At 37.1% G+C, this 26,441-nt stretch carries 30 protein-coding genes and 1 pseudogene; 10 read left to right on the top strand and 21 right to left on the bottom strand.

What is annotated here, in order from left to right:
* Positions 1-143: 143 nt before the first annotated feature.
* Positions 144-1,178: a phosphotransferase gene (locus QUG14_RS00505; RefSeq protein WP_289338467.1), complete on the top strand. Its 1,035-nt coding sequence runs from the start codon at positions 144-146 to the stop codon at positions 1,176-1,178.
* A gap of 116 nt (positions 1,179-1,294) precedes the next feature.
* Here the strand turns inward: QUG14_RS00505 and QUG14_RS00500 are convergent, their stop codons facing one another.
* The 4 genes from QUG14_RS00500 to QUG14_RS00485 form a co-directional block, all read right to left on the bottom strand.
* Positions 1,295-2,155 (bottom strand): FAD binding domain-containing protein, encoded by an 861-nt coding sequence (locus QUG14_RS00500; RefSeq protein ID WP_289338466.1) that lies wholly within the window; start codon positions 2,153-2,155, stop codon positions 1,295-1,297.
* Positions 2,149-2,616: a (2Fe-2S)-binding protein gene (locus QUG14_RS00495; protein ID WP_289338465.1), complete on the bottom strand. Its 468-nt coding sequence runs from the start codon at positions 2,614-2,616 to the stop codon at positions 2,149-2,151. Before QUG14_RS00495 ends, QUG14_RS00500 begins: the two co-directional genes overlap by 7 nt.
* Positions 2,613-4,775: a xanthine dehydrogenase family protein molybdopterin-binding subunit gene (locus QUG14_RS00490; protein ID WP_289338464.1), complete on the bottom strand. Its 2,163-nt coding sequence runs from the start codon at positions 4,773-4,775 to the stop codon at positions 2,613-2,615. Before QUG14_RS00490 ends, QUG14_RS00495 begins: the two co-directional genes overlap by 4 nt.
* Positions 4,776-4,874: 99 nt before the next feature.
* Positions 4,875-5,972, bottom strand: coding sequence for an acyl-CoA dehydrogenase family protein (locus tag QUG14_RS00485; protein ID WP_289338463.1), 1,098 nt, complete (start codon positions 5,970-5,972; stop codon positions 4,875-4,877).
* A 93-nt stretch (positions 5,973-6,065) separates the two neighbouring features.
* Here QUG14_RS00485 and QUG14_RS00480 point away from each other — a divergent pair, with 93 nt between their 5' ends.
* The gene (locus QUG14_RS00480; protein ID WP_289338462.1) at positions 6,066-6,566 is read left to right on the top strand and encodes a CBO0543 family protein; all 501 of its coding nucleotides are present in this window, start codon (positions 6,066-6,068) and stop codon (positions 6,564-6,566) included.
* A 201-nt stretch (positions 6,567-6,767) separates the two neighbouring features.
* Here QUG14_RS00480 and QUG14_RS00475 read toward each other — a convergent pair whose 3' ends face one another.
* The 5 genes from QUG14_RS00475 to QUG14_RS00455 all read right to left on the bottom strand — a co-directional run bounded on the left by QUG14_RS00475 (position 6,768) and on the right by QUG14_RS00455 (position 11,410).
* Positions 6,768-7,826, bottom strand: a complete 1,059-nt coding sequence (locus tag QUG14_RS00475) for an alpha/beta fold hydrolase (RefSeq protein ID WP_289338461.1) — start codon at positions 7,824-7,826, stop codon at positions 6,768-6,770.
* A 21-nt stretch (positions 7,827-7,847) separates the two neighbouring features.
* Positions 7,848-8,330, bottom strand: a complete 483-nt coding sequence (locus QUG14_RS00470; RefSeq protein WP_289338460.1) for a polyhydroxyalkanoate biosynthesis repressor PhaR — start codon at positions 8,328-8,330, stop codon at positions 7,848-7,850.
* A gap of 288 nt (positions 8,331-8,618) precedes the next feature.
* Entirely contained in the window at positions 8,619-9,932 is a 1,314-nt protein-coding gene (locus QUG14_RS00465; RefSeq protein ID WP_289338459.1) for a DUF4139 domain-containing protein, read from the bottom strand.
* A 219-nt stretch (positions 9,933-10,151) separates the two neighbouring features.
* Positions 10,152-10,433, bottom strand: a complete 282-nt coding sequence (locus QUG14_RS00460) for a hypothetical protein (protein ID WP_289338458.1) — start codon at positions 10,431-10,433, stop codon at positions 10,152-10,154.
* Between the two features lie 107 nt (positions 10,434-10,540).
* Complete coding sequence (locus QUG14_RS00455; protein WP_289338457.1) at positions 10,541-11,410, bottom strand: 50S ribosomal protein L11 methyltransferase; 870 nt, start codon at positions 11,408-11,410, stop codon at positions 10,541-10,543.
* Positions 11,411-11,588: 178 nt separating this feature from the next.
* Here QUG14_RS00455 and QUG14_RS00450 point away from each other — a divergent pair, with 178 nt between their 5' ends.
* From QUG14_RS00450 to QUG14_RS00440, 3 genes are all read left to right on the top strand, one after another.
* The gene (locus QUG14_RS00450; RefSeq protein WP_289338456.1) at positions 11,589-12,065 is read left to right on the top strand and encodes a GNAT family N-acetyltransferase; all 477 of its coding nucleotides are present in this window, start codon (positions 11,589-11,591) and stop codon (positions 12,063-12,065) included.
* Between the two features lie 209 nt (positions 12,066-12,274).
* Positions 12,275-12,433, top strand: a complete 159-nt coding sequence (locus QUG14_RS00445) for a hypothetical protein (protein ID WP_289338455.1) — start codon at positions 12,275-12,277, stop codon at positions 12,431-12,433.
* Between the two features lie 126 nt (positions 12,434-12,559).
* Entirely contained in the window at positions 12,560-12,712 is a 153-nt protein-coding gene (locus QUG14_RS00440) for a hypothetical protein (RefSeq protein ID WP_289338454.1), read from the top strand.
* Positions 12,713-12,796: 84 nt separating this feature from the next.
* Here QUG14_RS00440 and QUG14_RS00435 read toward each other — a convergent pair whose 3' ends face one another.
* The 4 genes from QUG14_RS00435 to QUG14_RS00420 form a co-directional block, all read right to left on the bottom strand.
* A complete protein-coding gene (locus tag QUG14_RS00435) occupies positions 12,797-14,014 on the bottom strand; it encodes a sensor histidine kinase (protein ID WP_289338453.1) in 1,218 nt (405 codons plus the stop codon).
* Between the two features lie 225 nt (positions 14,015-14,239).
* On the bottom strand, positions 14,240-15,154 hold the full coding sequence (locus QUG14_RS00430; RefSeq protein ID WP_289338452.1) for a VOC family protein: 915 nt from the start codon (positions 15,152-15,154) through the stop codon (positions 14,240-14,242).
* A 167-nt stretch (positions 15,155-15,321) separates the two neighbouring features.
* Entirely contained in the window at positions 15,322-15,795 is a 474-nt protein-coding gene (locus QUG14_RS00425; RefSeq protein ID WP_289338451.1) for a hypothetical protein, read from the bottom strand.
* 255 nt (positions 15,796-16,050) lie between these two features.
* On the bottom strand, positions 16,051-16,803 hold the full coding sequence (locus QUG14_RS00420) for a GGDEF domain-containing protein (RefSeq protein WP_289344033.1): 753 nt from the start codon (positions 16,801-16,803) through the stop codon (positions 16,051-16,053).
* 351 nt (positions 16,804-17,154) lie between these two features.
* Between QUG14_RS00420 and QUG14_RS00415 the strand changes: the two genes are divergently transcribed.
* Positions 17,155-17,841, top strand: a complete 687-nt coding sequence (locus QUG14_RS00415) for a Dph6-related ATP pyrophosphatase (protein ID WP_289338450.1) — start codon at positions 17,155-17,157, stop codon at positions 17,839-17,841.
* A 202-nt stretch (positions 17,842-18,043) separates the two neighbouring features.
* Here the strand turns inward: QUG14_RS00415 and QUG14_RS00410 are convergent, their stop codons facing one another.
* The 3 genes and pseudogenes from QUG14_RS00410 to QUG14_RS00400 form a co-directional block, all read right to left on the bottom strand.
* The gene (locus tag QUG14_RS00410) at positions 18,044-18,946 is read right to left on the bottom strand and encodes an alpha/beta hydrolase (protein ID WP_289338449.1); all 903 of its coding nucleotides are present in this window, start codon (positions 18,944-18,946) and stop codon (positions 18,044-18,046) included.
* Positions 18,947-19,430: 484 nt separating this feature from the next.
* Positions 19,431-19,616, bottom strand: coding sequence for a twin-arginine translocase TatA/TatE family subunit (tatA, locus tag QUG14_RS00405; protein WP_289338448.1), 186 nt, complete (start codon positions 19,614-19,616; stop codon positions 19,431-19,433).
* 21 nt (positions 19,617-19,637) lie between these two features.
* Positions 19,638-20,153 (bottom strand): annotated as a pseudogene (locus QUG14_RS00400) (GMC oxidoreductase); the annotation flags it as partial.
* Positions 20,154-20,202: 49 nt separating this feature from the next.
* On the opposite strand from QUG14_RS00400, the gene QUG14_RS00395 reads away from it, so the two are divergent.
* Positions 20,203-20,793: a hypothetical protein gene (locus QUG14_RS00395; protein ID WP_289338447.1), complete on the top strand. Its 591-nt coding sequence runs from the start codon at positions 20,203-20,205 to the stop codon at positions 20,791-20,793.
* A gap of 169 nt (positions 20,794-20,962) precedes the next feature.
* Here QUG14_RS00395 and QUG14_RS00390 read toward each other — a convergent pair whose 3' ends face one another.
* A complete protein-coding gene (locus tag QUG14_RS00390; RefSeq protein WP_289338446.1) occupies positions 20,963-21,187 on the bottom strand; it encodes a YdbC family protein in 225 nt (74 codons plus the stop codon).
* 322 nt (positions 21,188-21,509) lie between these two features.
* Here QUG14_RS00390 and QUG14_RS00385 point away from each other — a divergent pair, with 322 nt between their 5' ends.
* Both QUG14_RS00385 and QUG14_RS00380 read left to right on the top strand, forming a co-directional pair.
* On the top strand, positions 21,510-21,833 hold the full coding sequence (locus tag QUG14_RS00385) for a BC1872 family protein (RefSeq protein WP_289338445.1): 324 nt from the start codon (positions 21,510-21,512) through the stop codon (positions 21,831-21,833).
* 92 nt (positions 21,834-21,925) lie between these two features.
* Positions 21,926-22,105 (top strand): hypothetical protein, encoded by a 180-nt coding sequence (locus QUG14_RS00380; protein ID WP_289338444.1) that lies wholly within the window; start codon positions 21,926-21,928, stop codon positions 22,103-22,105.
* A gap of 51 nt (positions 22,106-22,156) precedes the next feature.
* Here QUG14_RS00380 and QUG14_RS00375 read toward each other — a convergent pair whose 3' ends face one another.
* The 3 genes from QUG14_RS00375 to QUG14_RS00365 are packed head-to-tail and all read right to left on the bottom strand — an operon-like array spanning position 22,157 to position 24,739.
* Positions 22,157-22,783, bottom strand: a complete 627-nt coding sequence (locus tag QUG14_RS00375) for an NAD(P)-dependent oxidoreductase (protein ID WP_289344032.1) — start codon at positions 22,781-22,783, stop codon at positions 22,157-22,159.
* Between the two features lie 25 nt (positions 22,784-22,808).
* Positions 22,809-23,870, bottom strand: a complete 1,062-nt coding sequence (locus tag QUG14_RS00370) for an LLM class flavin-dependent oxidoreductase (RefSeq protein ID WP_289338443.1) — start codon at positions 23,868-23,870, stop codon at positions 22,809-22,811.
* 17 nt (positions 23,871-23,887) lie between these two features.
* Positions 23,888-24,739, bottom strand: a complete 852-nt coding sequence (locus tag QUG14_RS00365) for a VOC family protein (protein WP_289338442.1) — start codon at positions 24,737-24,739, stop codon at positions 23,888-23,890.
* Positions 24,740-24,941: 202 nt separating this feature from the next.
* Here QUG14_RS00365 and QUG14_RS00360 point away from each other — a divergent pair, with 202 nt between their 5' ends.
* On the top strand, positions 24,942-25,268 hold the full coding sequence (locus QUG14_RS00360) for a winged helix-turn-helix transcriptional regulator (RefSeq protein ID WP_289338441.1): 327 nt from the start codon (positions 24,942-24,944) through the stop codon (positions 25,266-25,268).
* A gap of 75 nt (positions 25,269-25,343) precedes the next feature.
* Here QUG14_RS00360 and QUG14_RS00355 read toward each other — a convergent pair whose 3' ends face one another.
* Positions 25,344-26,324, bottom strand: coding sequence for an alpha/beta hydrolase family protein (locus QUG14_RS00355; protein WP_289338440.1), 981 nt, complete (start codon positions 26,322-26,324; stop codon positions 25,344-25,346).
* Positions 26,325-26,441 lie beyond the last annotated feature (117 nt).

Genomic DNA, 26,441 nt, shown 5'->3' with positions numbered 1-26,441 from the left:
TTCAAAGAAATCAGGAAAGAATATTTTAATCTTTAATCACAAATCATTCACGAGACCAAAAAAACAGGCCGGTTCGAGACCTATGTAGTTCCGCATGCTATACTTACTTCAGATACATACAAAAAAGCAAAGGATTACTGATTATGATGGTACAAAAGGATTTTTACATAGATGAAATACTTGCCCAATACTTTCCAGCAGACAGTTGGGTAACATGGATTGGTCGCAGTGGTGCAAACAATACCACTCGGTTTGTTCGTGTTCATGATGAGCAATATGTACTTCGCGTTTACGAGACCCATCAGGATGAAGAAAAGGTAAAGTATGAGCATGCTATACTTGTGGCTTTAGCTGAAATGCCTTTACCTTTTTCGATACCACAGCCTGTCCAATCACGTGCCGGAAAAACAATGGTAAGGACAAAGGATGGAAAGATTGCCGGTTTATTTCGGTACTTGGATGGAGTAACCCCTGCCCTGGATGAATTGGCCGAAATTCAATTCTTCGGGAGAACTGCTGGCCAATTGTCAGTTTCGTTCGCACATGTACAAATCAATCAGCATCCTGCCTACAGACCGTATTATGAGATTGAAAGTACTCATCCACGTTGTTCGATACAGGATGTTTTAAACTTTTGCAAAGAACCCCCTAGAGAATTTTCCGAACAGATTTCTGATTTACACGCCATATATGAACATTTCGCTTCATTCAAAGAACAAGTATCAACATTAAGGCAATTACCGCACCAGCTTGTTCACGGCGATTTAAACGCGTCCAACATTTTGGTCAATAAAGATGGTGTTGTGACATCTGTTCTCGATTTTGAATTTGTTACGAACGATTTACGGGTGATGGAAATGGCTGTTTGCTTATCAGACTTCATCCAACCTAGCGAAGAAGCAACCATTACTTGGGCAAAAATAAATGCATTTCTTTCTGGCTATGGACAATCTCTAAAATTGACTGTGGCAGAAATCAACGCAGTCCCTATCCTCATCCAATTAAGAAGTCTTGACGTTTTCATCCATTTTCTGGGTCGTTATTTTGATCAGGTTGACTCCATTGATAGTGTTAAAGAATATATTCAAAAGGCTGCGATTCGCTGTAATTGGATTAATGATAATAAAAACAAGTTGATTCATTTTTGTACTACAAATTTGATAGATGTAAATAGTTGAAAACCATCTAAAGATAGTAAATTTGTTACAAAAAAAAGGCAGGTTGCCAAAACAGCAACCTGCCTTCTTTGTTACTTATTGTAGTTCTTGTTATAAGTTATTATCGAGGTTTAGTTTTACATGTGCTTCATGCTAAGAAAATATCGTAAAAGATTTAAGGCTACTGTTTTTCTGTATAAAGCAGTGGAGCGATGATCGTCAATCGGTTTAATGATTTTACCGAAGTCTGCCACAACCTGAGAGATGTCTGCATCTGCTAATGGGATCATCTTTCCTTGCAACTTTTTCTCTATATCAATGGAACGAACCATAGTAGGGCCGACCGCCCCAAAACATAAACGAACTTCATCGATTCGAGGGCCATTTAGCCGGATATATCCTGCAAACCCTACTTTGGCAATAGCATCGGCGTTGCGGTTGCCGACTTTCTCAAAAACGACATGAGCACCTTCTTCTAATACAGACGGCAGAATAATTTCAGTTAGAATTTCACCTGGCTCACGTTGAATCCTTCTTACACCTTGAATAAAATCTCTAATCGCTACAACACGGTCACCATTAACAGAGCGCAGTAAAAGTTTTGCGTTGTATACATATAATAAAGGAAGTGTGTCACCAGCCGGTGACGCGTTGCAAATATTCCCGCCTAATGTTCCTCGGTTTCGAATGGCTGGTGCCGCAATCGTTTTGATTGCTTTCTTTAAGGGTATGGGAATGATCGGATTCTCAAGTAATTCGCTATAGGTACAACAAGCACCGATGTGGAGATCTTTATCCATTTGATATACCCGCTTTAGTTCAGAAAGATGATCAATAAACACAATCGGTTTAGGGATTTTCGGTGGTACTCCCCTTCGACTTTTGTGTAGAACCATGACATCGGTGCCACCGGCAATGATTGCACAGTCTTCTTTGTTCAATTGACATAAAGTTTGATCTAAACGGTCGAAGCGATACGAAGTAATTTTCTCTACCATAGTCCGTCACCTTTTTTTGAAGCCTGATTAATGGCCTCGACAATCATATTGTATCCAGTACAACGGCATAAATTTCCGGAAATGCCTTCGCGAATTTCATCCTCTGTAGGATGTGGGTTCTTTGACAACAGAGCGGCACTTGCCATAATCATCCCAGGGATGCAATAGCCGCATTGTACTCCCCCTGCAGCGGAATAGCTCTCATCTAAAATCTTAAATTGTTCTTTTTCCATGAGACCTTCTATCGTTTGAATATCGGCTCCATCAATCGAGCCAATCGGAATAAGACAGCTGTTTTGCAGGAGGTTATTGACAAAAACACTACAGGCTCCGCATTCTCCTTCACCACAGCCTTCCTTTGTTCCGATTAACAGATACTCATCTCTTATTAAATCTAGTAATCTTACTGTGGGAGAGGCGTCTGTTTCTACTAACATTCCATTCAGTGTAAATTTAATCAATCTTCTTCACCTTCTCTCATCCAAAGACTTTCAATAATGACTTCAGGTGTAATCGGAATTTGCTGAAAACAAGTTTGCAATGCATCCTCGATCGCAGCTTGAACAGCTGGAGCGCCGCCGATTAACGTCAGTTCACCTGCGCCCTTCGCCCCGTATGGACCATCTTCATAGGGATTATCAAAAACCTTGCTTTGTATCGAAACAACATCCATTGAAGTCGGAGGTCCATAATCCGATATGCTTTTTTGTTGGATTTTGCCTTCCTTTGTCGTCATCTTTTCTAAATAACCGTACGCTAAACCTTGGGCTAACCCACCGTCAATTTGGCCTTTCATCACCCTTTCATCGATGACCTTCCCCACTTCATAATTGGCATATACTTTCTCCAACTTTACATTTCCTGTTACCGTATCAACTTCTACTTCAACAATATTCGCGCCCCATGAATAAGCCGGATAGGCATCTCCTGTGAAGGATTTCTCATTCCAAGGTATCATCTCACGGTGAACATAATTCTCCACTACTTCCTGTTCCACCCCTGTTTGCCATTGAGTTTTAAGTTTTCTGGCAGCACGTTCAAGCAATTTTCCGACAATCATTGTTGTCCGGGAGGCTACTGTCGGACCAGAATCTGGCACCTCTTTGGTATCGGGATATGGGAACAAAATTTCTTCGTATGGAAGGTCGAGTTCTTTAGCAACAATTTTACACAGCGTCGTAAAAATGCCTTGTCCCATATCAGAATTGGAGATTTTCAGCGAAACCTGGTCGTCTTTTGATTTAAACAACTTCACCTTTGCTTTAATATGGTCTCTTTCACCACTGCCTGTAAATCCACAACCGTGTAGAAACAACGATGTTCCAATTCCTTTTTTATAGCGGTGATTTAGTTGGTTTAAGGTTTGAAAATCCTCTTTTTTCTTTTTATATTGTGATGTGGTTACCAGGTCTTCTATCATTTCATCCATTAGTATTGGGTCGCGGAATTTTCCCATGGTAACGGTGGGGTCACCTTGTTTGACGAGGTATTTACTTTTATATGCAAGAGGATCGATGTTTGCTCGTTTACTAAGATGGCCCATCAGACTTTCGATTCCTGCATAGCTTTGTGGAGCACCAAAGCCTCTGAAAGCACCGTTTGGAACGGTATTAGTTTTTAAAACATAGCCCTTTGCATGGAAATGTGGAATTTTATAAACACCGGCACTATTGATTAATGCACGCTGAAGCACGACAGAACTCAATCCCTCATTTGCTCCGGCATCAAGAAAAATTTCGACACACATGCTCAATATATTTCCTTTGTCATCTAGGGCCGTTCGGTAATTGAATTTGGCGGGATGTCTTTTCGTTGTTACCAGCATATCCTCAGAACGGTCGAACACAAGCATCACTGATTTTTTGACTACTTTGGCAGCAATAGCTACGTGACATGCCATCATCGAAGGAAACTCTTCTTTACCGCCAAAACCTCCGCCAGTTGGGCTTTGAACCACACGTACGTCATCCTCACCACAGGCTAAAGCGCTTAGCAAGGAATTCTTTATATAATAAAGACATTGCATCGAACCCTGGACGACAATTTCATCATCCTTATAAATGGCTAGCATGCCTTGTGGTTCAAGATAGACATGCTCTTGATAACCCGTTTCATATTCTTCTTCAATGATTTGATGGGCTCCCTGCTCAATGGCTGAAATGACTTCTAAGCTTTCCCCAAATTCATAGTGGGCCATAGTAACCCCGGGTGCTGCTTTTTGTTTTATTGCTTCTTCCAATGTATAAATAGGAGGATGTTCTTCGAATTCAATTTTCACTTCATCAAGCAGACCGTACAGGATATTCAAATCTTTTCCTACGAGCATAAGAATTGGCTCGCCAATATAATTGATCCACTCATTTGCAAAAACGGGCTGATCCTCTTTGATAATTTTTACAAAGTTCGGTCCAGGGATATGCTCTGCGCCAACAGCTTCATAGCCTTCGGGAAGGTTTGGTAATTGAATGGATATGATTTTGCCATAAGCAATGGGCGACCTGTACAACACACCATAAACCATATTTTCCACTTTTACGTCACTTATATAGGGCAACTGTCCAGATACCTTACCTTTATGGTCTTTTCTGGGCACTGAGGTGCTTATGTCTTTTAGATTCATTCCAACAACACCCTTCGACTCATTTTTATAAGAGAAACATAATTAATAGAACCCTCTTCCTACGATTTTATAATTGAAAATGATATTTTATGATTAATTTCATTTAAGAATTTTTGCCATTACTCCCTTGCCTATATCATACAAACATTTGCGGTAATTGGGAGGCATAAAGGAAGAAGCTCTTACATCATTTCTTAATTCAATAAAATGATGACTACCCATCAAACCGGTTGAACCTAGTAATCTAAGTACTTCCTCCGCTGTCCAATTGACATATTCATCTACGGCACCCTTTGCTCGCCTTAAACATAAGCTGGCCTCCTTATGTGGAGGGCGAATCTTAATGGATTCATCTACTAACAGTTCCGCCCCACGTTTTCGAACATCCATCTTTCCTAATGTTTGCAGCGATTCTTCTTTTTCAAACCCTTCCATCACCTTGATATTTTCTATAAATTTAGCAAGTATCGAATCTGCCATTCCCATATTTATGGCGCAAATGCCTAATGGAAGCAGATCAGGATCCTCTATTCTCTGAAAATCTCCAGGGTTTCCAATCAATTCAGAAGAAACCAGTTTATAGCCATGAAATATAAGACTATACGTACAAGAAGAAATAAGCGCCTCCAACTGGCAAGTTTTATTCACTTCCACTTCTGGTCGATTCCCATCCACCAAGCACACCTGTACTCTCTCAGGTTTTGGATCCAATATGTCACTTTGGGAAAAAACAACATAGTAATCTGCTATTCCGGCTAATGTACAATAATCCTTCCTTCCAAAGAGTGCAAAACCAGATCCTTCCTTTTGAATGGTCGTTTTAAAATGATGACGGGTTTCCATTTTGGCTTCTGAACGTGCTAAGCCAAAAACTTTTCCTTGTTCGAGCATATCTTTCAATGCTTCTTTCTGTTGCTGATTCATCAGTTGACTAAGAATGTTCACTGCTACTTGATGAACATGAAAAGCGAAGGCAAATCCACCGTTCACATATGCAAAACGACGCAGAACCTCCAAATATTCCTCTACTGATATATTTCGTTCCGCTATTTCTGAATCCATTAATAAGCGATGAAGTTTGTTTTCTTTAATTGAATCCCATAAACGTTCTATGATTTGTTCCGGTTTGTTGTTTTCCATTAAGTCTTGTTTCAACTTTTTTTCTATATTAGTAACAGCTATACTCCTATCTGACATTTACTTCACCGCTTTCTATATTTACATAAATCCCAGAAAAATGGGTATTCTATTTTTGATACATTCCATTCCATTTGTAAAAGAGGAAAAATATTGGCTGAAATTATTGGTGTTAGCACTTGGATATTAGCAGGATTCCGTTGGGGAGATTGGAGGAACTGGCACAAGTATCATGCTACGATCCTATATTTTATTCTAGGCGATGTACTTTATTATTATATTACCTATAATTATCGACTCTGGTCACTTAATCCAACACCTCCACTTACAACCGAACTTGTTTGTCTAGTTGGAGAATTTTTGGTATTTACCAGTACGATTTTGATTTATTTAGGTAGATATCCTACTGGGCATTTTATTTCTGCTTGGTGGACAAGTCTTTGGGTACTCATTTACACAGCAAACGAATGGTTATTAACGTTAACAGGTACATTCACATACGACAATGGCTGGACATTATTTGACTCGTTTTTATTTAATATACTTATGCTCATTCTTCTTCGATTACACTATATAAAGCCATTATTCACACTTATTCTATCAATTCCAATATCAATTATACTTATAATTCTGAATTCTATCCCTATAAAATAATTGTTTGGTGAATAAGAAAAGTTGAGATTTTCTATGAGTGACCGCTTTTTGGGCTGCAACTAGATTTAGGTCACTCATCGCCTTCATTATTAATTTAATTTGAAAAGAATAGAAAAAAGCAGGCACCATTTGATCTGACCCAATAAAAAAAAAATCTCAGTCCACATTCAATAGACTAAGGCTTTTTCTATCCATATTAACTTATAATTTAGTAGAACGGTCCGACAACCACGGATCAATCGCATAAGCAAACTGACCAGTTAAGCATAGCGATACATGCCCCGCTTCCACATACTCATAAGTTTTATCTTCACTTGAAATAAGGTCCATGATAGGAAGGCTTTGTGATTCTAACACTAATTCATCCCTAGTGGAGGTGATCACCAATGTACTGCAATTAATCTTGGTTAAGTCCACCTTCCGACCACCAATCTTCATTTCACCTTTGACAAGCTTGTTATCTTTGTATAATTCACTCATCATTTGCTTAAATGCTGCTCCTGAAAAGGTTACGGCGTCTTTCATCCATTTGTCCATTCTCCGCCACTTATCTACATATTTTTGATCGTGAGCACGGGTGACCAGGTTAATGGTTGGTCCGATGTTGAATCCTTGCAGTGTCATAAAAATGGCATATAAAAACTCTGATGGAATCACCTCGTAAGAAGCTGCCATCCGGTCAAAATTGAGTGTTCCATTTTGAAGTGCTTTCACCCATTTACCAGGAACGATGGCGTCGCTATAATCAATTGGAACCGCTGCTAGAACAAGATTTTTGATTGGCAAATCTGTTATTGAAGTCAGCATCGCAGAAAGCATTCCACCAATACAGTAACCTACCAAAGATATTTCTTTTGCACCTGAATGTCTAATGGCCCGTTTTACCGCCACTTCCAAATAGTCGAGAATGTAGTTATCTAAAGTAAGGTCCTTGTCTTCCAATCCAGGAGAACCCCAATCAAGCAAATAGACATCGTACCCCTGTTTTGTTAGGTTGCCAATTACGCTACCCTCTTCAGAAATATCGAGAATATACGCTTTATTTAACAGTGAATAAACCAAGAAAAGAGGAGTGTTATACTTTTTCTCTAGTGCAGGATGATACCACAAAACAGATTTATTTTTCTTCCATACTGCTTTTCTAGGTGTAGAATCAATATCAGGCTTTGGTTGGCTCAAAACTTTAAAAACTGTGTTCCACCGTTTCATCTCGGTTTCAAGATTGAGAACGGGAATATTTACTAGAGATTTAACCGCCATCATTTTTTCTCCCCTTCACCATTATTTGGCTACTTGAACTGATTCTGCCTTCACTTCCTCCAATAGTTTCTTCATCGCTTCAAACTCATCTTTCATTTCTGATAATTTAGCAAGTTCTTGCGATGCTTTTTGCCATTCTGAATGAAGATGTTTGGTAAAATCAATGATTTCAGCAAGCATTTTGTTTTGTTCCTCTGTTGCTATAGCAAAACTTTCTTGCAAATTCCAGATTTGCTCTTCAAGAATATCAATTTTCTCTTCAGCTTGGATGGTTTGTTTAACCGCATTGGCTACATCATTTTTTGTTGGTAGATTCATATAATTTGCCATCAGTTCCCGGTTTCTTTTTAACATCTCTATGTATCTAGAATTTGCCTCAATACCTAATTTAGTCATTTGGATTAATGGGTTATTATCAACAGATTGAAATAATAATCCATTTAAACCCTTTTCCCACATTTCACTTACTTGTCTTACAGAATTGTACAGGTTATTTTCGGCCATGCTCCTTCACCTCAGCTGAAATATTTTTGTGTTCTCCAACAATGTTTCAGTAGTTTCTTTCATCGCCCTCCACAATGAATGAGTACTCATTCACTTCTAGTTAACTGTATTTTATATTTAAAAATAGTAATTTACAATAGGTCAATTTGAAGATTCTGAAAACATTTTATTTAAAAGTAAAAGAGAATAAAAGGATGTTAGAGTTGAATTTATTTCAAACTCTAACATCCTTTTTTGTACGTTCTAATGATCTATTTGAGCAGGTTTTGGATCTTCGTCAGTAGGTTTCTAGTCTCTGTTTTTAATATAAATGGTGTTGTCTATGACATATTCAAAGGTCACCATTTCCCTTACATCTGGTTCGACTTCTACATTACAGGTGATAGTACATGAGGTATTCTTCTCGTATGCATGACTTGTTTTAACCATTTCCCACGTTCGTTCACGTATGGTATGGACAATTTTCACTGTCACTTTTTCGTCTTTTTGATTATGGATGTAATAGCGGTCCTCAATATACTCTAAATGATCTTCTTCATATCGATTGGCTTCATTAAAATCACAGACAATATCAAAAGCTGTTCCAAGGTTTAGGGTAATGGGTTGCTTTTTTGCTGTGTGTGGAATTTGATCCTCACCAATAAATTCTAAGAGATTGTCCGAATCGGCTTGGTATACCTTCACTTTACCTTTTGGCAAAGGAATTTCTAGATTGTTCTCCTTACTATTGTCAATCTCAATTTTAATTACTGGTTTGGTAGAATAACGATCTACTTCGTAGATTTTCCGATACGTCCCATTGGCCACATTTAAAAAGTTGATTTGTTTTTCTTGTTCGTCTTTAATGGTTACAGGTCGATTCAAAGTATACATATGTTGGTCAGCAAAGCTTTTCTCTTCGAAACTTGGCTCAACCGCACTGTAAACAACCATGCGATCCTCATATTTTTCATTTTCATAAAAGTCATCTATTTCTTCAATTCGATTGATTTCCCCAGCAATCAGTTTCAGTTGTGCATTTTCAAAGGTTGCACCCGATTGATTGTTGATTGCCATCCAGCCCGTTAGGTGAAAATCTTTCTCTGTTAAGTTCAATACATAATTTGCACCCCAAGTAATGCCTTTGGTTAGATACGAGACATTGATCGTTTGGTTGAGTGGCGTCTTCGGAACCTTCCATAATAATGCTGGCTTGGCAATTAATCCTGCTGGCAGTGATGGTAACACAAGCTCCCCCGTCGGATTGATGACAATTTCCTTTGTGTCGATACGCTCGCCAATAATTCCATCAGTTACGCTTAACAGTCTGATTGCTAGCTTTTCCTCTGTTTTTTTATCATAGATATAAATGTCTTGGTCTAAATATTTATCTAACAATTTCGCCTTACTGACTAAATCGAAATCATAGTTTAGTTCCAATACATTTACACCATTAATGATAATTGAGTCAGTCTCTATCTTTTTCGCAACATCCAAATATTGAATCTCTTCAACTTGCTCATTACTTTGTACTAACCGATCTTCTTTGACCAGACCAAATTGACCATTATAAATCGTAATACTAAGCTTTTCATTTTGTTCGTTCGTCGATAGATAGCGCAAATTAGCGGCCTCCTCATGGTTGAACCAGTTTTGAACTTTTGATATGTATTTTCTCTATTACTTCCTTATATTAACATATTTGAACGAATAATTATTTCTTAAATCTGACATTAAAGATAAAAATATACAAGATGGTTGGGGCGCTAATAGTCACAAGTAATTATATTCAGAAAGAATAAAAAATGGATGTCCAAAAGCTAAGCTTTTGGTACATCCTCATTAAAAATCTGTACTAGAGTATGACTCTATTGCATTTTCAAGAGCATTGTGAGCTTGACCAAAGGCTGCGGCAGATGACACATCTCCTGCATTTTCCAAAGCCCCAATCGCATTTCTCGCTTGAGTTACTGCTGTGATACAGTTCTCAAGCATATTACCTTTATCACCATACTGTTCTCTAGCAGCCTGCAGCTGTAGAAGACATTGATCTAAATTGTTAGACTGTGGATTATCATATGCCCTTTCTAATTCCTCTTTCACTTGCTGTAAAATTTCCTTCATTATTTGTCCCCATTTCATCAGAATTCGTAACCCATGGTATTTTGACCAAGCTATCCTAAAAATATTCGAGCGTTACTATATATGATTACTTTCATTATAGGGCTCTTTTAAGTTGCATTAAAAAGGCACGTCACCCATTCATTACTTTGTTTCTTTTGCTCCAACAAGAATCCTGCATTTTTAAATAAAGTCTCTACCCGATGGGAATTCCATTCAAGCATACCTGACAATATAAATGTAGTATCTCTGCAATCTAAGAGACTCTGGGCGTTAATGATATCAATATTTTCCTGCGTTCCGATATTAAGGAAGATCCAATCATATTTTTTGTTGATTCGATTTTTATTCTTGATTAAATCACTTTGATAGACATTCACCGGTTTAACACGATTTAATTCACACTGATAAAGAATTTCTCGCTCCACCGGTTGGATGTCATATGTATCAATGGAATTTGCTCCCTTGAGTGCTGCAGCAACACTTAACACTCCTGAACCTGCTCCGATATCCGCAACACACAACCCTGTTAAATCATGTTGTAATATGAAGTACAAACAATCTTTTGTTGTTTCATGATAGCCTGTACCAAAATTCCCTTGGGAGTCTAGTACAATCCGCTTTTCTTTGTCGTAATGATTCCGTTTATCCGGTGACGTGATGACCCAGCCATTCTCAAGGAAAATATCATCAAATGTTTGCTGGTAATTCATCTCAATTACTTCCTTAACTAATAGACTGGACTCATCAATCGCTAATAATTCTACTAACTGAAGTCGTTCCTTTGCTTCAATATAGTCATTTATATAGATATTTAGTTCTGTTGTTTCATTCCTTTTCTCAACAAAGGCATAGCCATTTGCATCCGTGACCACATCTAGTGGAACCTCATAAAAAGTTTGGTGGTAACCTTTTTGGTATAAATGGGTAATGATTCTTTCAATCTTTTTCGTTGGGAGTTTTACGGTAATTTCATACATTGTTTTTCTCCTAGCAGTCGGCATTATCTTTATCATTATCGCCAGTTGAACGAAAATGAAAACGTCATACATGACAAACACTTTAGAACTGTTGTATGATTTTCCGGTTGCAAACCTATTAAACATTGGAATATTCTAAATCTAGAATCTGGATATTAAATATTAAAGGAGATACTTTATGTTTATTCGAGAAATTAGTAAGGAAGATAATGCAAAAGTAAAGAAAATAATACAAGATTCATTAAAATCACTTGGTTTAGCGATTCCTGGAACAGCCTATTTTGATCCTCAACTTAATGATCTACACCAATATTATAATAATCTGGAACATGCAAAGTATTGGGTAGTAGAAATGGAAGGAGAAGTTGTTGGGGGAATTGGTATAGCACCGTTTAACGAACCTGAAAAAATTTGCGAATTACAAAAGCTTTATTTAAGTTCAAAAGCACAAGGAATCGGACTCGGAAAGAAGATAATGGAAACAGCCTTGTCATTTGCCTCTGAACATTACGAAAAGTGTTACTTAGAAACAACCCATGATTTAAAAACTGCATGTATCTTATATGAAAAATTTGGTTTTACACTTTTAGATAAACCACTCTCGGGTTCTGACCATTCTGCTATGAATGCGTGGTATTTAAAAGAGTTGAATTGACTATAAGAAGTCCATAAATCAATTATCAATAGTTAAGAGAAGAAAGCCGATCTCCAAGGGTAATGTAGAGTTCGGCTTATTTCAATTTATGTATAGGAATGTACATTAATAAACTGACTCGTTAATTTATGAAGGTCTTTCGTGAGAATAATTAGAAATTCTATAGGAATAATAGGTAGGTAAAAATTAATCGTAGGAGGCTTACATAAGTGAAGTCAAACAATGAGGAATCAAAATTAAATAAAGTCGAACAGTTTTTACTTGATAAAACCGACAATGTACAGGTTGATAAGAATATTACTGCCGCTAAAGACGGATTTCGGTACGATTTCAATGATTCTTCGGATTTTAATGAAGATAATATCTAATCATGTTGAACCGCATAATAAAAATGCGGTTCTGTCTTAGGCTGTTCCGAGAAAAGTATTTAGAAGCATTCTATATTTTGTATAGCAAACCCTTATTAGCCTAAATTAAATCGAGGTGGATGAATCATGCCCAATGAAAACACAGACTCACCCAATACAATTAAATATAGTATATGGAACACACGAACGGACGAACCTATACCTGTAATCAAAGATAAAATTACTGAATCCATTGACAAACCTATCCTTAAATCAAAAACAAGAAATAATCGTGATTAATTAGTTAAATAGTTATATTAGCTATAAACACTTCACAAGCTTCTTCTTATAAAAATGAGCTGCAATATTTGCAGCCCTCTCTACTTACCCCATATTTGCTGCTGGGAACCAAATCGTAACTGTTGTTCCTTTACCTTTTTCACTGTCAAAGTGAATGGTTCCCTTATACTTTGTAGCAATATTAAAGCAAATCATCATCCCTAGGCCAGTTCCTTTGCTTTTTAACGAGTAAAATGGAGTACCAAGAGAATCCATTTCTTCCTTTGACATCCCTTGTCCAAAATCCGTTACTTTAATTTCAACCCAGTGCTTTTTCCTTTCAGAGGTAACCACAACAGAATCACCAACTTTTGATGCTTCAATGGAATTTTTAATAATATTGATTAATAGTTGTTTAAATTCAATTGTATTCGCAGTGATATAACAATCCTCCACCATACTTAGTACAATCTCATTATGATGCAGTAGCCCATAAGTGTTTAGTAGGTCCGTTACACTTTGAAGAACATTCTTTACATTTACTAGTTCCGTTTCAGTGTCTTTGTCGGGCTTGGCAATAGATAAAAATTGAGAAATAACCTGTTCTGCTGTGTCTAATTCATTAATCATTAACGAAAAATGCCGCTTATTATTTTCATTATATGTATGATCTTTCTCATATATCTGTAAGAAGCCCTTAACAACCGTTAATGGATTTCTAATCTCATGTGCTACAGCAGCAGCTAACTGTCCAGTTGTTTTCAGACGTTCTGAATGTTTAATTTGCTCATAGTAGAGCTTCTGTTTCTCCAACCGTCCATGCGATAAGTAAAAAATAAAATAAAGAATGGCTTGGCTTCCTAAAAAGTTAATAATATTTCCAATTAAGTCTTTACTAATATATGGATAAAGATCCCCTCGATCAACGATGGCAATATAGCTAAAAAGACATATAATTGAGAAAGTATTTAATAGTAAAGAAAGATGAAAAAGTTTTGTATCAAAAAACAAAATTGAAATGGCAGGTATAAGGCATAAAAATATAAAGTTGGACCAGGTATTTGGATATAAGAAGAAGATGGTATAAAAGTAACTAGATGCTACGACAATTATAATGAGTCTAAGAAAATGTGACTTGTATAAAGGATAAATTAATAAGCAAATAGAAAAAAAGAAAACTAAAACATTATGCGTAATATAGCCTGGTCCAGGATGATGAAGAAGTGGATTACCGGCAAACAGCCCAAGCAGCATAAGTGAAATCACCACTAACACTGTGCTGTAATATAACTTTAGATTAATTTGAGTATTTTCGTTCTTCATACTTACCCCTTCTGCAACAAAGCCCAAGCTTATTTTGTATCAAACTCCCTATATTCTATCATATTTGCTCAACGAAAAAATAAAGCTATAGGTTAGATAGTATAAAAAATAGCCTCAGTAGAAACTGAAGCTAAGCGATAGTACGTCAAATGCTCTTTAATTTGAACGATTCAATTAACTTGTTAAATAGCCTGTTTTCGATTCTTGTATCAGTTGTAATTCTCATTATCCCTTATATGCTTTCCGCAATTCCACAAGATCAAATTTCTTCATTTTAAGAAATGCTTTCGTTAGGCGCTCAAGTTGCTCAGGTGTGCCCTTGCTCATCATCTCGTCCATCTCACTTGGCACAATCTGCCAGGATACATCATACTTATCTTTCAGCCAGCCGCATTGCTCGGCTTCAGGTACTGCAGACAGCCTTTCCCAGTAGTAATCAATCTCTTCTTGTGTGTCACAATATACCATAAATGAGATTGCCTCGTTAAAATTGAATTTATGGTTGTGAGCGCTATCCATTGCGGCAAACCACTGATTTTCAAGCTTAAAGTCAGCGAACATGATGGTTCCTTCTTTATCAGGTTCCATCCCATTAGGGTAGCGGGCAATATGTCCCTGCTTTGTGTTCTTAAATACTGATAAATAAAAATTCATCGCCTCTTCCGTGTTGCCGCATTGATTGCCGACAAACAAAAATGATGGGATGATTGAAGGCCGCTCTTCACCTTCTGGATTGGTAAGGATTAACTGCCAAGACAAACCATACTTATCCTGAATCCAGCCATATCTCTCGCTGAACGGATACTTATCAAGCGGCATTAACGCTGTTCCTCCATCGGACAATTTATTCCATACTTCATTGATTTTTTCAATCGCGTTCTTTATTCGTGATGGGTCAAAATTAACCATGAACGACACCGACGGATTGATCTTGAAATGAGGTCCTGCGCTAATTGCCATGAACTTTTGTCCCCAAAGTTCAAAAGTAACGATATCGGAGTCGCCTGATGGTGTGTCGTGGATAGTGGTTACACCCGTAATACTTGAATCCGGGAATATGGAAGCGTAAAACTCTGCAGCCTCTTTTGCCTCCTTGTCATACCATAAATGCGGAACAATCTTTTGATTAATTTTTGACATCGTTATTTCTCCTTTATTTTCTAATACTTTTAAAGCAAAACGAATATAGCCAAAATTCCAGAATGATGAATTTAGTTATCTTTCCCAATTTATTTTACCATTTTATCCTGTTTGTAATAGTAATTGTTTGCTATATGGAGTCTACTCGCAGCACAAAAAAGCCAACATTAAATGTTGACTAGTTTCTGCGAAAGTAATTTTGAATACCAAGGAAAGAAGAATCTAAAAGCTATAAAATAAACAGGTATTCCATACCATGTTTCCCAGCCGTGATTTATCATATACCCAACCTTAACTAAACCTAATTCTAAGAAGAAACATAAAAAAGTAAAAATAAAAGCCCAAACCCATGCTTTCTCAGGTTTATATAAATTTACATAGATCGTTGCAATTCCTGCAGGGACAAAACTAATTAAAAAAGTTTCACTAAACTCTGTGGTTTGTTTTTTTGCTAAGGTAAATACATCAATTATGGATCCTACAATGACTTCTCCGATCCAAGTCAATCCTCCGGCAAAAAGAATAGTAATAAATACTCCTGCCCATGTAAGGTTTTTTTTTGGCATAAAAAGAACAATAACGATTGTAATAAACAATATTGTCCAAACATACCAGTCACCTTCATACTTCATAAATTCCATTCAATCACCCAATTTCTATTTTTATTTTAATAAAATAATTCCAGCATTTATTTTGCATAATTTAGTTTTAATTTATACCAATACATATTGAACTATCCCGAATGGAACAAGAAAAATTGTCTCCTCTGCAACCTTATAAATAAAAACTATTTAATATAGGATGGTTTTAGTTTTTGTTGTTCTAGTTCCTAAAGGAAATCAAAAAAAAGCCACCAAATATGGCGGCAACTCAATACTATTAGTACTATAAGAAAGTCAGGACTCCTTATCTTCATCAAATATTTCGTAAGTGTTTTTTCCATCTAATTTTGCTTTATACATTGCTTTATCGGCATTTCTTAACAAGAATTTTATATCTTTTCCTTGTTCTGGGAAAAAAGATATACCAACACTTGTTGAAATTAAAATTCTATTATTATTTATAACAAATGGCTTGTTAATTTCTTCGATGATTCTTTTTACAATGTTTAAAACTAAAGGCTTATCTACGTTTGGCAAGAAGAAAATAAATTCATCTCCAGCAAAACGTGAAACCAAATCCTCTTTGCGCACACTCGCTAAAAGCCTTATCCCAATTTCCTTTAATAAAATATCACCAATTTCATGCCCGTAAGTGTCATTCACAAGTTTAAACCCATCAATGTCGATGAAAATAACAGCACCGGTTTTACCTTCTTTAATGTTTCGCATAAGAGAATTGCTTACTTTTTCTTCAAAATATCTACGATTTGAAAGTCCCGTCAAAGGGTCATTATAAGCTAATATTTTGTACTTCTCTTCCGCTCCCTCTAATCTAATTCTTTGCATCATTACAATAATGATAAATGGCAACAAGATCAATATAGTAACAATAATGTCTATAAATTCTCCTGTACCATCCAATGGTATTTTCCAAAACCAATGAATTACTCTATCTAGAACGACAAATTCAAAGACTTTTAGGAACAGTAGACCGATAATAATGAAAATTATTTTATATGACCATTTTAAATGTTTCTTTTCCTTCATCTCCAAGTGAGTTCTCTCCGATTCCCAATTAATCCTTACTAGATTACTAAAACAATAGAATATTATCAATTGAATATTATTGGAATAAATAAGTCTATAAGAAAATGCACCCCTTGTTAAGGCATGCCGAGATTACTCATGGATAGAGTTGCATACGACAAATGGGTTAATCTTCTCTTGCACACATTTGTTGACATCAATTACATTACTTTCTAAAAGTTATTGCTCCTTAGTATAAAGTAGATACTTTCTGTTATTTTTAGGAGCAATCCTGATAGAATTAAATAAGTAGAAATATTTATATTAGTATGTGTTTGAAAAAAATATTTAATAAAAAGGGGAACGATAGGAATGACAGAAATAAAGGATTGGAAAAATGGTGCCTGCGGGCATAAATTTATAGCTTCTTTTAGCGGAGGAAAGGATAGTGTCTTAGCACTTTATAAAGCAATGAAGGTTGGAGAAGCTATTGGGCTGATTGTTATGATGGAAGAGGAAGGAAAACGTTCAAGATCACATGGAATGCCTCCGGAACTCATAAACGCTCAAGCTAAATCTATTGGTTTGCCCGTATATAAAGCTCCTGCAAGTTGGAAAGATTATGAAACAGTGTTTATAAGTCTATTAGAAAGAGCTAAAAAACAAGGAGCAGAAGTGTTAGTCACTGGAGACTTGGATATGCCTGCTCATGGCTGCTGGCATGAACAGGTTACGGAGAAGGCTGGCTTAAAGCTGGGGATGCCTTTATGGGAAATGAACCATCGTGAAGCTGTCGAAGAGTTCATTCATCTAGGATTTGAAACGATCATAGTAACGGTTAATCTATCACTTGGAATGAGTGAAGATGATTTAGGGAGAACGTTAACCCTGGAATACATAAAGGAACTTGAAGCACGAGGAATTGACCCCTGCGGAGAAGCTGGAGAGTTTCATACCACAGTTCTAGATGGACCCATTTTTAATCACCCTATAACCGTTCGGAAATGTGAAATGATTAAAAATGGAGAATATGCTTTTTTGCCTTTGGAACTAGATTAAATCCAGTAATTATTCATTATAAAAAAATGAAAAACTTGAGAGTTCATGACTTATTCACAGAAGACTCAGGGTCCTAGCACTGTGCCTTCTGTGATAATAATATCCTTCCAATGAATGAATAATCACTCATCATCAATTATCTGAATCTTACATTGAAAAAATAATTACTTCCAATAGAAGACACATTCATAGATTTTTATACTTAACGCCTAAATGTCTTCTTTACAAAATCACCAATTTCTTTCACAGCCTGTTTAGCCTCTGGTAATCTGTCGCTTATTTGCCATACATGCCACATACCTTTCCAGATTTTGAGTTGCACCTCCACTCCTGCCTGTCGTGCTTTAGCGGTTAGCAATTCCGCATCACTCAACAATATTTCAATACTTCCTACCTGGATAAACATTGGCGGAAGTCCACAAAGTTCAGCAAAAACCGGAGAGATTAGGTGATTGTCAAGGGATTCATCACCCGCATAGTGCTGAGCCGTTTTTCGAACAAGATCGTTCCTCAAATACGGATCCTTTTCGCTATTTTTCCTATAGCTTTCACCAGAACTTGTTAAATCAACCCAAGGGGATAAGCACACGAGTGCTGCTGGAAGCGGTTCATATTGATCTCTAAGCACGAGGGTGGATGCCACCGATAAGCCCCCTCCTGCAGAATCGCCTGCGAAGATGATATTCGCAGATTCATAACCCTGCGTTAGAAGCCATCGATAAATCGTGATCGTATCTTCAATTGCTGCAGGAAATGGGTGTTCAGGTGCAAGTCGATATTCAGGCAGAAGGACTTTTACCCCTGCTTCCTTCACAATACTAGCAGCCAATGACCGATGGGTATCCGCTGAGCAATAACCATAGCCTCCACCGTGCAAATATAGAATTACTTTACCTTTCACACTCTGATTGTTGGAAATCCACTCGGCGTAGATTCCCTCAATCTTAACAGGTTCAACCTTACAATCCTTCGGGAGCCTGGAGACTTTCCGAGCAAACGAATCAATGATTTGTCTGCTTTTACCAAAATCCTTTTCCTCCAATTTCATTTTTTTTGCGCCAACTTTAATCCCTTTTTTAATAAAATAACTGCTAACACTTGGCAAAACAATCCTCCCCTTTAGATACTTAACCACTAGCAAAATGAGAAATTATTTTAAGCATGTACCTGTTCTCTTACTCCTAATTCTACCAAAAACTATTTCCATATAAGAAGACTTTAATGAATTTTTCAAAAGGAATATTTGAGAAAATCAGTTTAATAGTCCAACTTTATATTTTCTTTTTTCGAAAAGTACTACTCTTCTACGGAGAAAAGGACAGAGCCTTAGCTCCTTATACATCAATATAGGTAGGAGAAGCCGAAGGTCCAATGTTATGGAATGTACAAGTTATGAAGGAGTGCTTCTTAAAGCGGGGGATACCTATGTGAAATGATTAAAAATGGAAAATATGCTTTTTTGCCTTTACAGTTGAATACGACAGACGAGACCAAATCATGATTCAATTTGGTCTCTTAATTGGTTCTTCATTATATCAGAACTGGGTCGTATCAATTCTTGCTCTTTTACTTCATCCCAATCTTTCTGGCTACTGTTTTTTACTGGATTCAAGGATTTCCTCTTCATCATCAATAATCGAGGTGGCTGTTCGTCTGAATTCGGATAATGTCTTTCCGAATGCTGATCCAATTTCCGGAAGCTTTTTTGGACCAAAGATGATTAAGGCAATGACTAAGATGATAATTAACCCTGGGATGCCGATATTCGATAGCATATTTTCCCCCTCAAATCGTATTTAAGCTAACATACCACCTTTTTGCTTATAGGATAAAATCCCTTCAGCAGCACGATATGCTAATGCCCCGACTGTTCCCGTTGGATTATAGCCGCTATTATGTGCGAACGCTGTCGCTCCAACAACAAATCCATTATCAGCATCCCACATTTGCAAATAATTATTTACTGCAGATGTAGCTGGGTCCGCTCCCATAATGATACCGCCTGTGTTGTGGGTGGATTGATAGGTCGTAATATCATAAGGACCCAGTTCATCCAAAGTATCAATGTGGTCTGCGCCCATTTCTTTCATGATTTCTACGCACCGTACAGATAAAAATTTGGCCAATTGACGGTCCTGCTCTTCGAAATCATATGTAATCCGAACTAACGGATCACCAAATTCATCCTTGTATGTTGGATCAAGATCAAGAAAATGATGCTTAAACGGCATACTAGCACCTTGTCCGCCCACGGATAGAACCCGATTTGCATATTTGATTGAATTGGCTTTAAATTCTTTCGCCGAAGAGGGTAATCATGGCACTCATAGTGCACATACGAAAAGTGTCTATGATAAAAGCGTGACAACAAGAAATATGAATGATGGCTTAATTATTCCTAGCGAAAACGGAGAAAAAAGACAGACAACGGATGAACATGGGGGAACCTCTCATGGGACAGGAACAGATGTTTACAGCATGATTAGGAGTTCAGGTTTGAATGATGGTGGAATCCCTTCTCATCTTGAATCAAGATTGGGGGGCGAAGGAATCAATGGCATCAAAGTGTTTGTTATCGATGACACCATCATCCTGGCTCGCTCAACCCCTGAAGTAACGTCTAACCAATACGATACTATGCAGGAACATGTCCTCAATGGTGTCGATGGAAAGTCCAGAAAAGACCTAAACAAAAAAGATGCTGCCAATATGAAAAATAATACAGCAACACAAGATGCGGATGATAATCTCGATAAAGCAAAAAGTTATATGACCAAGGTGTTCAATGGCAATGTCCAAACCCTAACCGTAACAAATTCAGAAGCAGTCGTGCTATCAGAAGCAGTCGTGCTAATTGAAAAGATAAAAAAGGATTTAAAAGCGGACTCTGTTCCATATGATACCGTAGCACAAGATATTATTACACTTGTAAAAATGACTAGGGAAAAATAAGAAGCAAGGAAAAAGAAAAACGTAGGGGTTAAATTTATTCCCCTGCGTTTCCCCAAAATCCCGGAAACCTTCGAGTGCCATCTTCAAACGGTTGGACAGGTCAAATGAATTTGCGGCCTAAAGTCTGTTCTGCTCTTTACCAATTTTCTCAAAAGTAACTATCTTCCTTCTAGTTCAAGTCAATTTCATTTAAAATTTTCTTTAATTGAACTAGCTCTTCTGTTGAAAGGGTAATCCCTTTGCCCATTTTTTCATGGTTTTGATCCCAATCACGCAAATCATATTTCGGCTCACGGTCATTCCAACTGATGAGATTGAGTTCCTTTTTCCATCCTTTTGCACCTTCTGATATGATACCTACTGTTTCTTTTATTTCATATTTCAAATTCGCCATCATTGCACCTCTCTTTTTGTTCTCTAAAAAATAATTTGCCCTTTTAAACAAACAAAATGTAAAAGGGCTTCCCTGGCTTGTACTTATTCGAAATAACATTAATATAATTTAACCCTGACTTATACAGTAATTAACCAAATTACGAGATGATTTCCTATGGTTGGTCCCACCACCAATAGATAAACTCTTACTCTCGCAAAAATAATTCTGAAAAAAATATTCAACTTTTTATAAAAAAATGTGGTCGTTTTATTTGTTGTGTTATATAATAACTAATAATTAATAATCTGTTATATAACATTAAAGAAGAGGGGTATTGATTATGAGTAAAACTGATTCAATTGCACGGAGAATCCTTGGGTGGAAACTAAATAGATGGGATCGCTGGTTTGATTATGAAAAGGGTATTTTCATTCATGATTCTGAATTTCAGCCTGAGCATAATCTTGAACATGCTATGTTGATTGTTGAACGTTTAGAGCAGTTCGGTTTTACTTTTTCAACAGCTGGAGAATCCGAAGTTAGCTTTAATAACATCCGTGCGAAGGGTGAAACATTAGCAGAAGCCATCACCAATGCAGCCTACTCCATCATTGAACAAAACTCCGTCGCCAACACCACTAGACTCTGGAGCACACTGTGCTAGTATGTAAATTCCACCATTTTAAAACAAAAACAACCTAGAGCCTATTCATATGTTAAAATCTAGTAGATATTATTCACTAGGAGAATACTACTATGATATATGTTTGGGCAATTATAGGAAGTTTAGTAGCTACGATACTCTTTGATCGGATCTATTCCAAAATTAAACTTGAACGAGAAATGGAAAAAGCTTGGCAAGCGTTAAATGATCAGCTGGAACGTGAAGGAAAACCTCGTTGGGATCAAATGGACAATGACGATGAAGGTAAATAATAAGAGCCCCAAGACATAAAGTCTTGGGACTCTTTACAATGGAAGATTTTATTATTCACCAACAACCGTAAATCTTTGGTTTAGATGCTTAGGATTTTCAACTTCATCTACTACTGCTAGGGCAAAATCAGCATAGCTTATATAACTTTCCCCTTTGGTATTAACAAGAAGGTGGTCCTTTCCTGACTGATAAGAACCTGTTCTTTCTCCTTCCGCATCAAATACAGCCGAAGGACTAACAAATGTCCATGTTAAGTCAGTTGTACTCTGTAATTCTTCCAAGTTCCTGCCTTGACCTTTCGCCGTTGGTTTAACGAAATCTGGAAATTCTGGAGTATCAATCAATTTTACTGTTTTGTTTACGTCGACAAACAGACTTCCCGCTCCTCCGACAACCAATAATCTTGTTCTCGTTCCTTTTAACGCCTCGATTAACGCATGACCTGCATCCACATGTGCTTGTTCCTCTCCAAGCGGAGCTCCAAAAGCATTTACAACAACATCAAACGTGGTTAAATCATCAGCTGTTAAATCGAAAACATCTTTCTCAATGACTGCTGTATTTTTATCTTGTAGTTTAGAAGCATTTCTAACAATCGCTGTTACGTTATGCCCTCTGCTTACTGCTTCATTCACTATCAGACTTCCTGCTTTTCCACTTGCTCCAACAATTGCAATTTACATGTTGATTTCCTCCAATTCATTATTTAATCTTTGCCTTTTTAATCAGTGGGGCAACCTCAGTTGCTAATAATTCAATGTTTTTCGCTACTTTATTAAAAGGTAGTCCGCCTATATCCACTTGAGCTAGAAAACGTGTATGACCAAAAAGCTCATGCTGATGAAGAACCTTCTCCACGATTTGCTGTGGACTTCCTACGAACAAAGCGGTTTTAGGACTTGCCATATGCTCGAAATCTGTCCTCGACATCCTTGAGCCCATTCCTCTTTGGCGATTCACATACGACCAATAGTTTGAATAATAAGGAAAGAACTCGTCTTTGGCTTGCTGAGTTGTTTCAGCAATGAAAGCATGGCCTGTTACCCCCACTTTTAATAATTCCGGTGAATATCCTGCCTCCATTCCTGCCTGACGATAAAGGTCCACAAGCGGTTTAAACCGAATGGGATCTCCCCCTAAAATGGCCAGTGCCATACCAACCCCAAATCTACCAGCGCGGATGGCACTCTCAGGCGTCCCGCCAACACCAATCCAAATCGGTATTTGCTCTTGAATTGGTCGTGGTGAAATTTCAGCATTTCTTAGGGGAGAACGAAAATCACCCGACCAAGTGACTCTTTCATTTTTATTTAGTTGCAATAGCAATTCCATATGTTCTGTAAAAAGCTCATCATAATCGTTGGTACTGTATCCAAAAAGCGGGAATGATTCTATAAATGCTCCTCGACCAGCTAAGATTTCTGCACGACCATCTGAAAGCAAATCCAATGTTGCAAAATCCTCGAATAAGCGCACTGGGTCAAGCGTACTTAAGACACTTGTAGTACTGGTTAGTTTAATCCGATTTGTTGCTTGTGCAATAGCAGCTAAAATGACTGCAGGTGATGAGGAAGCATAGTCCAATCGATGATGTTCCCCTACTCCAAAAACATCGAGACCAGCTTCATCCGCAAGCTTTGCTGCTTGAATCATTTCATTTATTCGTTGTTTGTGTGTTATTTTTTTTCCTGTATGAGGATCCGTTCCGATATCTGCAAGTGTGTAAATCCCTATTTCAATGCCGTTTTGATTACTAGTAGACACTATGCGTCCTCCTTATCTTAAACTGCTAACACGACTTGGTTTCCAGAAGGATCATAAGTTATTAGTGAATGGTTTACGTCCATAACTTTCGCACCAATCTTTTTCAAATTTGATACGCATTTGTTACGTGCCTCTTCATTAGGCAAAATGAGTGTAAAAGATTCTATACCTACACTATTTACGGAAGGAGTTGGTGCCCCTACGCCATTCCAAGTATTGACCCCAATATGATGGTGGTACTTTCCAGCGGAAAGGAATAGCGCCTGCCCGCCATATCGATTGACCACATCAAATCCAAGTCCTTTTACATAAAATTCTTCTGTCTTTTTCAATTCAGAAACATGTAAATGAATATGACCCATTACCGTTCCTTCTGGCATACCCTGCCACTTTTCACCTGGTTTAACAGTAGTCAAAAGATTCTCAAAATCTAGTGGATCGACCGTCATAGCCACTTCTTGGCCTTTCCAGCTCCATTCAGAAGGATCCCGATCGATATAAATTTCAATACCGTTTCCATCTGGATCATTTAAATACAATGCCTCACTTACAAGGTGATCTGAAGACCCAAATTTTATCCCCTTGTTCACCAAGTGAATCACAATATTGGCTAAATCTACTCTTTTTGGAAGTAGGATTGCGAAATGATATAAGCCAGTTGTTCTTCCCTGTTTTGGAATGACATTATCAGGTTGTTCAAGTGATAAAATACTAGTTTTTCCATCACTTGTTAGTTTTACTGTTGAAATGGTTTGTTCTAAAAGATCGAAACCAAGAACGTCTTGATAAAATATTAATGAACGCTGTAAATTTTCTACCTTAATTTTGACATGCCCCACAAATGTAGTTGGTTTTGTGTGAAATCCCATGATAACCCTCCTAGAGTCATTTATTTTATGATTGACATTTATTTATGAAATTCGTAATCTGTCAGCTATTTACGAATGATATTCGGTTACTTTATGTAAGTAAGTGTATTAATGTTATTATATATTGTCAAGTAATTAAGTTTACTTTTGTTAACGAATAACACTTTGTGGTATACTATTAATAAGAGAGGTGTAATGTAGTATGAAACAACCTACGATATGTCCAAAATTCGAAAAAGCCATCTCCCTACTCAGCCAAAGATGGAGTGCATTAGTTATTTATCAGCTACTATCTGGTTCACAACGGTTTACAGAAATTCAGTCTGCTATTGGCATAAGCGGAAAAGTATTATCTGATCGTTTAAAGGATTTAGAACAACATGGTATCGTGAAACGTGAGGTTATACCTGAAACACCCGTCATTATTGAGTACTCCTTAACGAAAAAAGGTCACTCACTAGAACCGATTTTACGAGAAATAGAGACTTGGTCTCAGCTTTGGGTGAAACCGGAAACTGAGCTTTCCTAATTAACTTACCAAAACAGAACATATGGCAAAAAAATGAGTAAGGACAGGTGTCCCTACTCATTTTTTCATTTATCATTATTTTACCAGCATTTCATTTTGATCAATTTTCACCTGTCTATTCTTCCAGTTTTGTAACCAAAGAATAATCTTTTCTTTTAATTCAGCATCAATCGGGTGTTTAAGTGATTTTTTATTATTATTCATGATTTTGCTAAAGCTGTATTCCACATCCGTTTTACGAAGCATGTGTGTCATATCTTGAATAATATGTGTTTCACAGTCACCTTGAACCAGTGACTTGATTTTTTCTAAGTCGCTAACCTTTACATTTACATCTTTTGTACCAGTAATAGCAAGAACAGGACAAGTGATATTTTGTAACGGTTTTGATACGTCAAAATGTATATGCTCTCGATTCCATTTCGCGTTAATTTTTTTCCCTTTGTACTTTATCACCGGCTCATCCGATGCAAGTAGTGCCTGTATTAAGTCTTCATTCATTTTTGTAATTTTTTCATCTACTTTTAATAATCGAAGCAACCATCCTTGAAATCCTTTAACAGATCTTACATCCTTCATTATTTCCTCACGTTGCCAGGTCATGGTTTCTTCTAAAGGTTCGGCAGTGCCTGCTAGAAGAATCATTCCATCTACTGCAACTTTTTCATTTAAGAATGGTGCGATTATACTTCCTTCACTGTGTCCTAGTAAAATCACATTCTCTGAGTATATGTTTGGATGCTTTTTGGCAAATTCTACGACAGCACGTGCATCGTTGATTAAATCGTGCACTCCCGTTTCGTAATAGTCCCCTTTACTCGCACCCACACCCCTTTTATCATAACGAATACTGGCAAATCCTTCTGAAACTACTACATCACTTAATTGCTTAAAAATATTCATAGGCATTCCTTTAGCATTCGAATCTCGATCGGTTGGACCACTTCCATGTACCATAACAACCAAAGGGTATTTTTCATTTCTTCCTTCTGGGATCGTTAACGTTGCCGCTAACGGAAATTGCCCTTGTACTATCACTTCCAGCTCTTTCCCCATCACTCTCAACGTCCTTTTTCATTTATTTATCTAACCTATGTTGATAATTTACACCTACAGATGTTACGTCTAAATTAGGAAAATCGTTCATCCTTTTTTAGGAAGTTTCTATTAAAA

The organism is Neobacillus sp. CF12, from assembly GCF_030348765.1.
Taxonomy (GTDB): Bacteria; Bacillota; Bacilli; order Bacillales; family Cytobacillaceae; genus Neobacillus.
The sequence above is the reverse complement of the archived record's forward strand: the minus strand, read 5'-3'. Positions and strand labels throughout refer to the sequence as shown.

Bases quoted from the DNA above. Each gene is read 5' to 3' on its own strand.
- QUG14_RS00390 (WP_289338446.1), bottom strand. From the start codon at position 21,187: ATGGCGAATTTGAAATATGAAATAAAAGAAACAGTAGGTATCATATCA.
- QUG14_RS00490 (WP_289338464.1), bottom strand. From the start codon at position 4,775: ATGAATCTAAAAGACATAAGCACCTCAGTGCCCAGAAAAGACCATAAA.
- QUG14_RS00485 (WP_289338463.1), bottom strand. From the start codon at position 5,972: ATGTCAGATAGGAGTATAGCTGTTACTAATATAGAAAAAAAGTTGAAA.
- QUG14_RS00380 (WP_289338444.1), top strand. From the start codon at position 21,926: ATGATATATGTTTGGGCAATTATAGGAAGTTTAGTAGCTACGATACTC.
- QUG14_RS00460 (WP_289338458.1), bottom strand. From the start codon at position 10,433: ATGAAGGAAATTTTACAGCAAGTGAAAGAGGAATTAGAAAGGGCATAT.
- QUG14_RS00435 (WP_289338453.1), bottom strand. From the start codon at position 14,014: ATGAAGAACGAAAATACTCAAATTAATCTAAAGTTATATTACAGCACA.
- QUG14_RS00455 (WP_289338457.1), bottom strand. From the start codon at position 11,410: ATGTATGAAATTACCGTAAAACTCCCAACGAAAAAGATTGAAAGAATC.
- QUG14_RS00430 (WP_289338452.1), bottom strand. From the start codon at position 15,154: ATGTCAAAAATTAATCAAAAGATTGTTCCGCATTTATGGTATGACAAG.
- QUG14_RS00470 (WP_289338460.1), bottom strand. From the start codon at position 8,330: ATGGCCGAAAATAACCTGTACAATTCTGTAAGACAAGTAAGTGAAATG.
- QUG14_RS00355 (WP_289338440.1), bottom strand. From the start codon at position 26,324: ATGGGGAAAGAGCTGGAAGTGATAGTACAAGGGCAATTTCCGTTAGCG.
- QUG14_RS00385 (WP_289338445.1), top strand. From the start codon at position 21,510: ATGAGTAAAACTGATTCAATTGCACGGAGAATCCTTGGGTGGAAACTA.
- QUG14_RS00505 (WP_289338467.1), top strand. From the start codon at position 144: ATGATGGTACAAAAGGATTTTTACATAGATGAAATACTTGCCCAATAC.
- QUG14_RS00425 (WP_289338451.1), bottom strand. From the start codon at position 15,795: ATGGAATTTATGAAGTATGAAGGTGACTGGTATGTTTGGACAATATTG.
- QUG14_RS00450 (WP_289338456.1), top strand. From the start codon at position 11,589: ATGTTTATTCGAGAAATTAGTAAGGAAGATAATGCAAAAGTAAAGAAA.
- QUG14_RS00475 (WP_289338461.1), bottom strand. From the start codon at position 7,826: ATGGCGGTTAAATCTCTAGTAAATATTCCCGTTCTCAATCTTGAAACC.
- tatA (WP_289338448.1), bottom strand. From the start codon at position 19,616: ATGCTATCGAATATCGGCATCCCAGGGTTAATTATCATCTTAGTCATT.
- QUG14_RS00420 (WP_289344033.1), bottom strand. From the start codon at position 16,803: ATGAAGGAAAAGAAACATTTAAAATGGTCATATAAAATAATTTTCATT.
- QUG14_RS00440 (WP_289338454.1), top strand. From the start codon at position 12,560: ATGCCCAATGAAAACACAGACTCACCCAATACAATTAAATATAGTATA.
- QUG14_RS00500 (WP_289338466.1), bottom strand. From the start codon at position 2,155: ATGGTAGAGAAAATTACTTCGTATCGCTTCGACCGTTTAGATCAAACT.
- QUG14_RS00360 (WP_289338441.1), top strand. From the start codon at position 24,942: ATGAAACAACCTACGATATGTCCAAAATTCGAAAAAGCCATCTCCCTA.
- QUG14_RS00415 (WP_289338450.1), top strand. From the start codon at position 17,155: ATGACAGAAATAAAGGATTGGAAAAATGGTGCCTGCGGGCATAAATTT.
- QUG14_RS00365 (WP_289338442.1), bottom strand. From the start codon at position 24,739: ATGGGATTTCACACAAAACCAACTACATTTGTGGGGCATGTCAAAATT.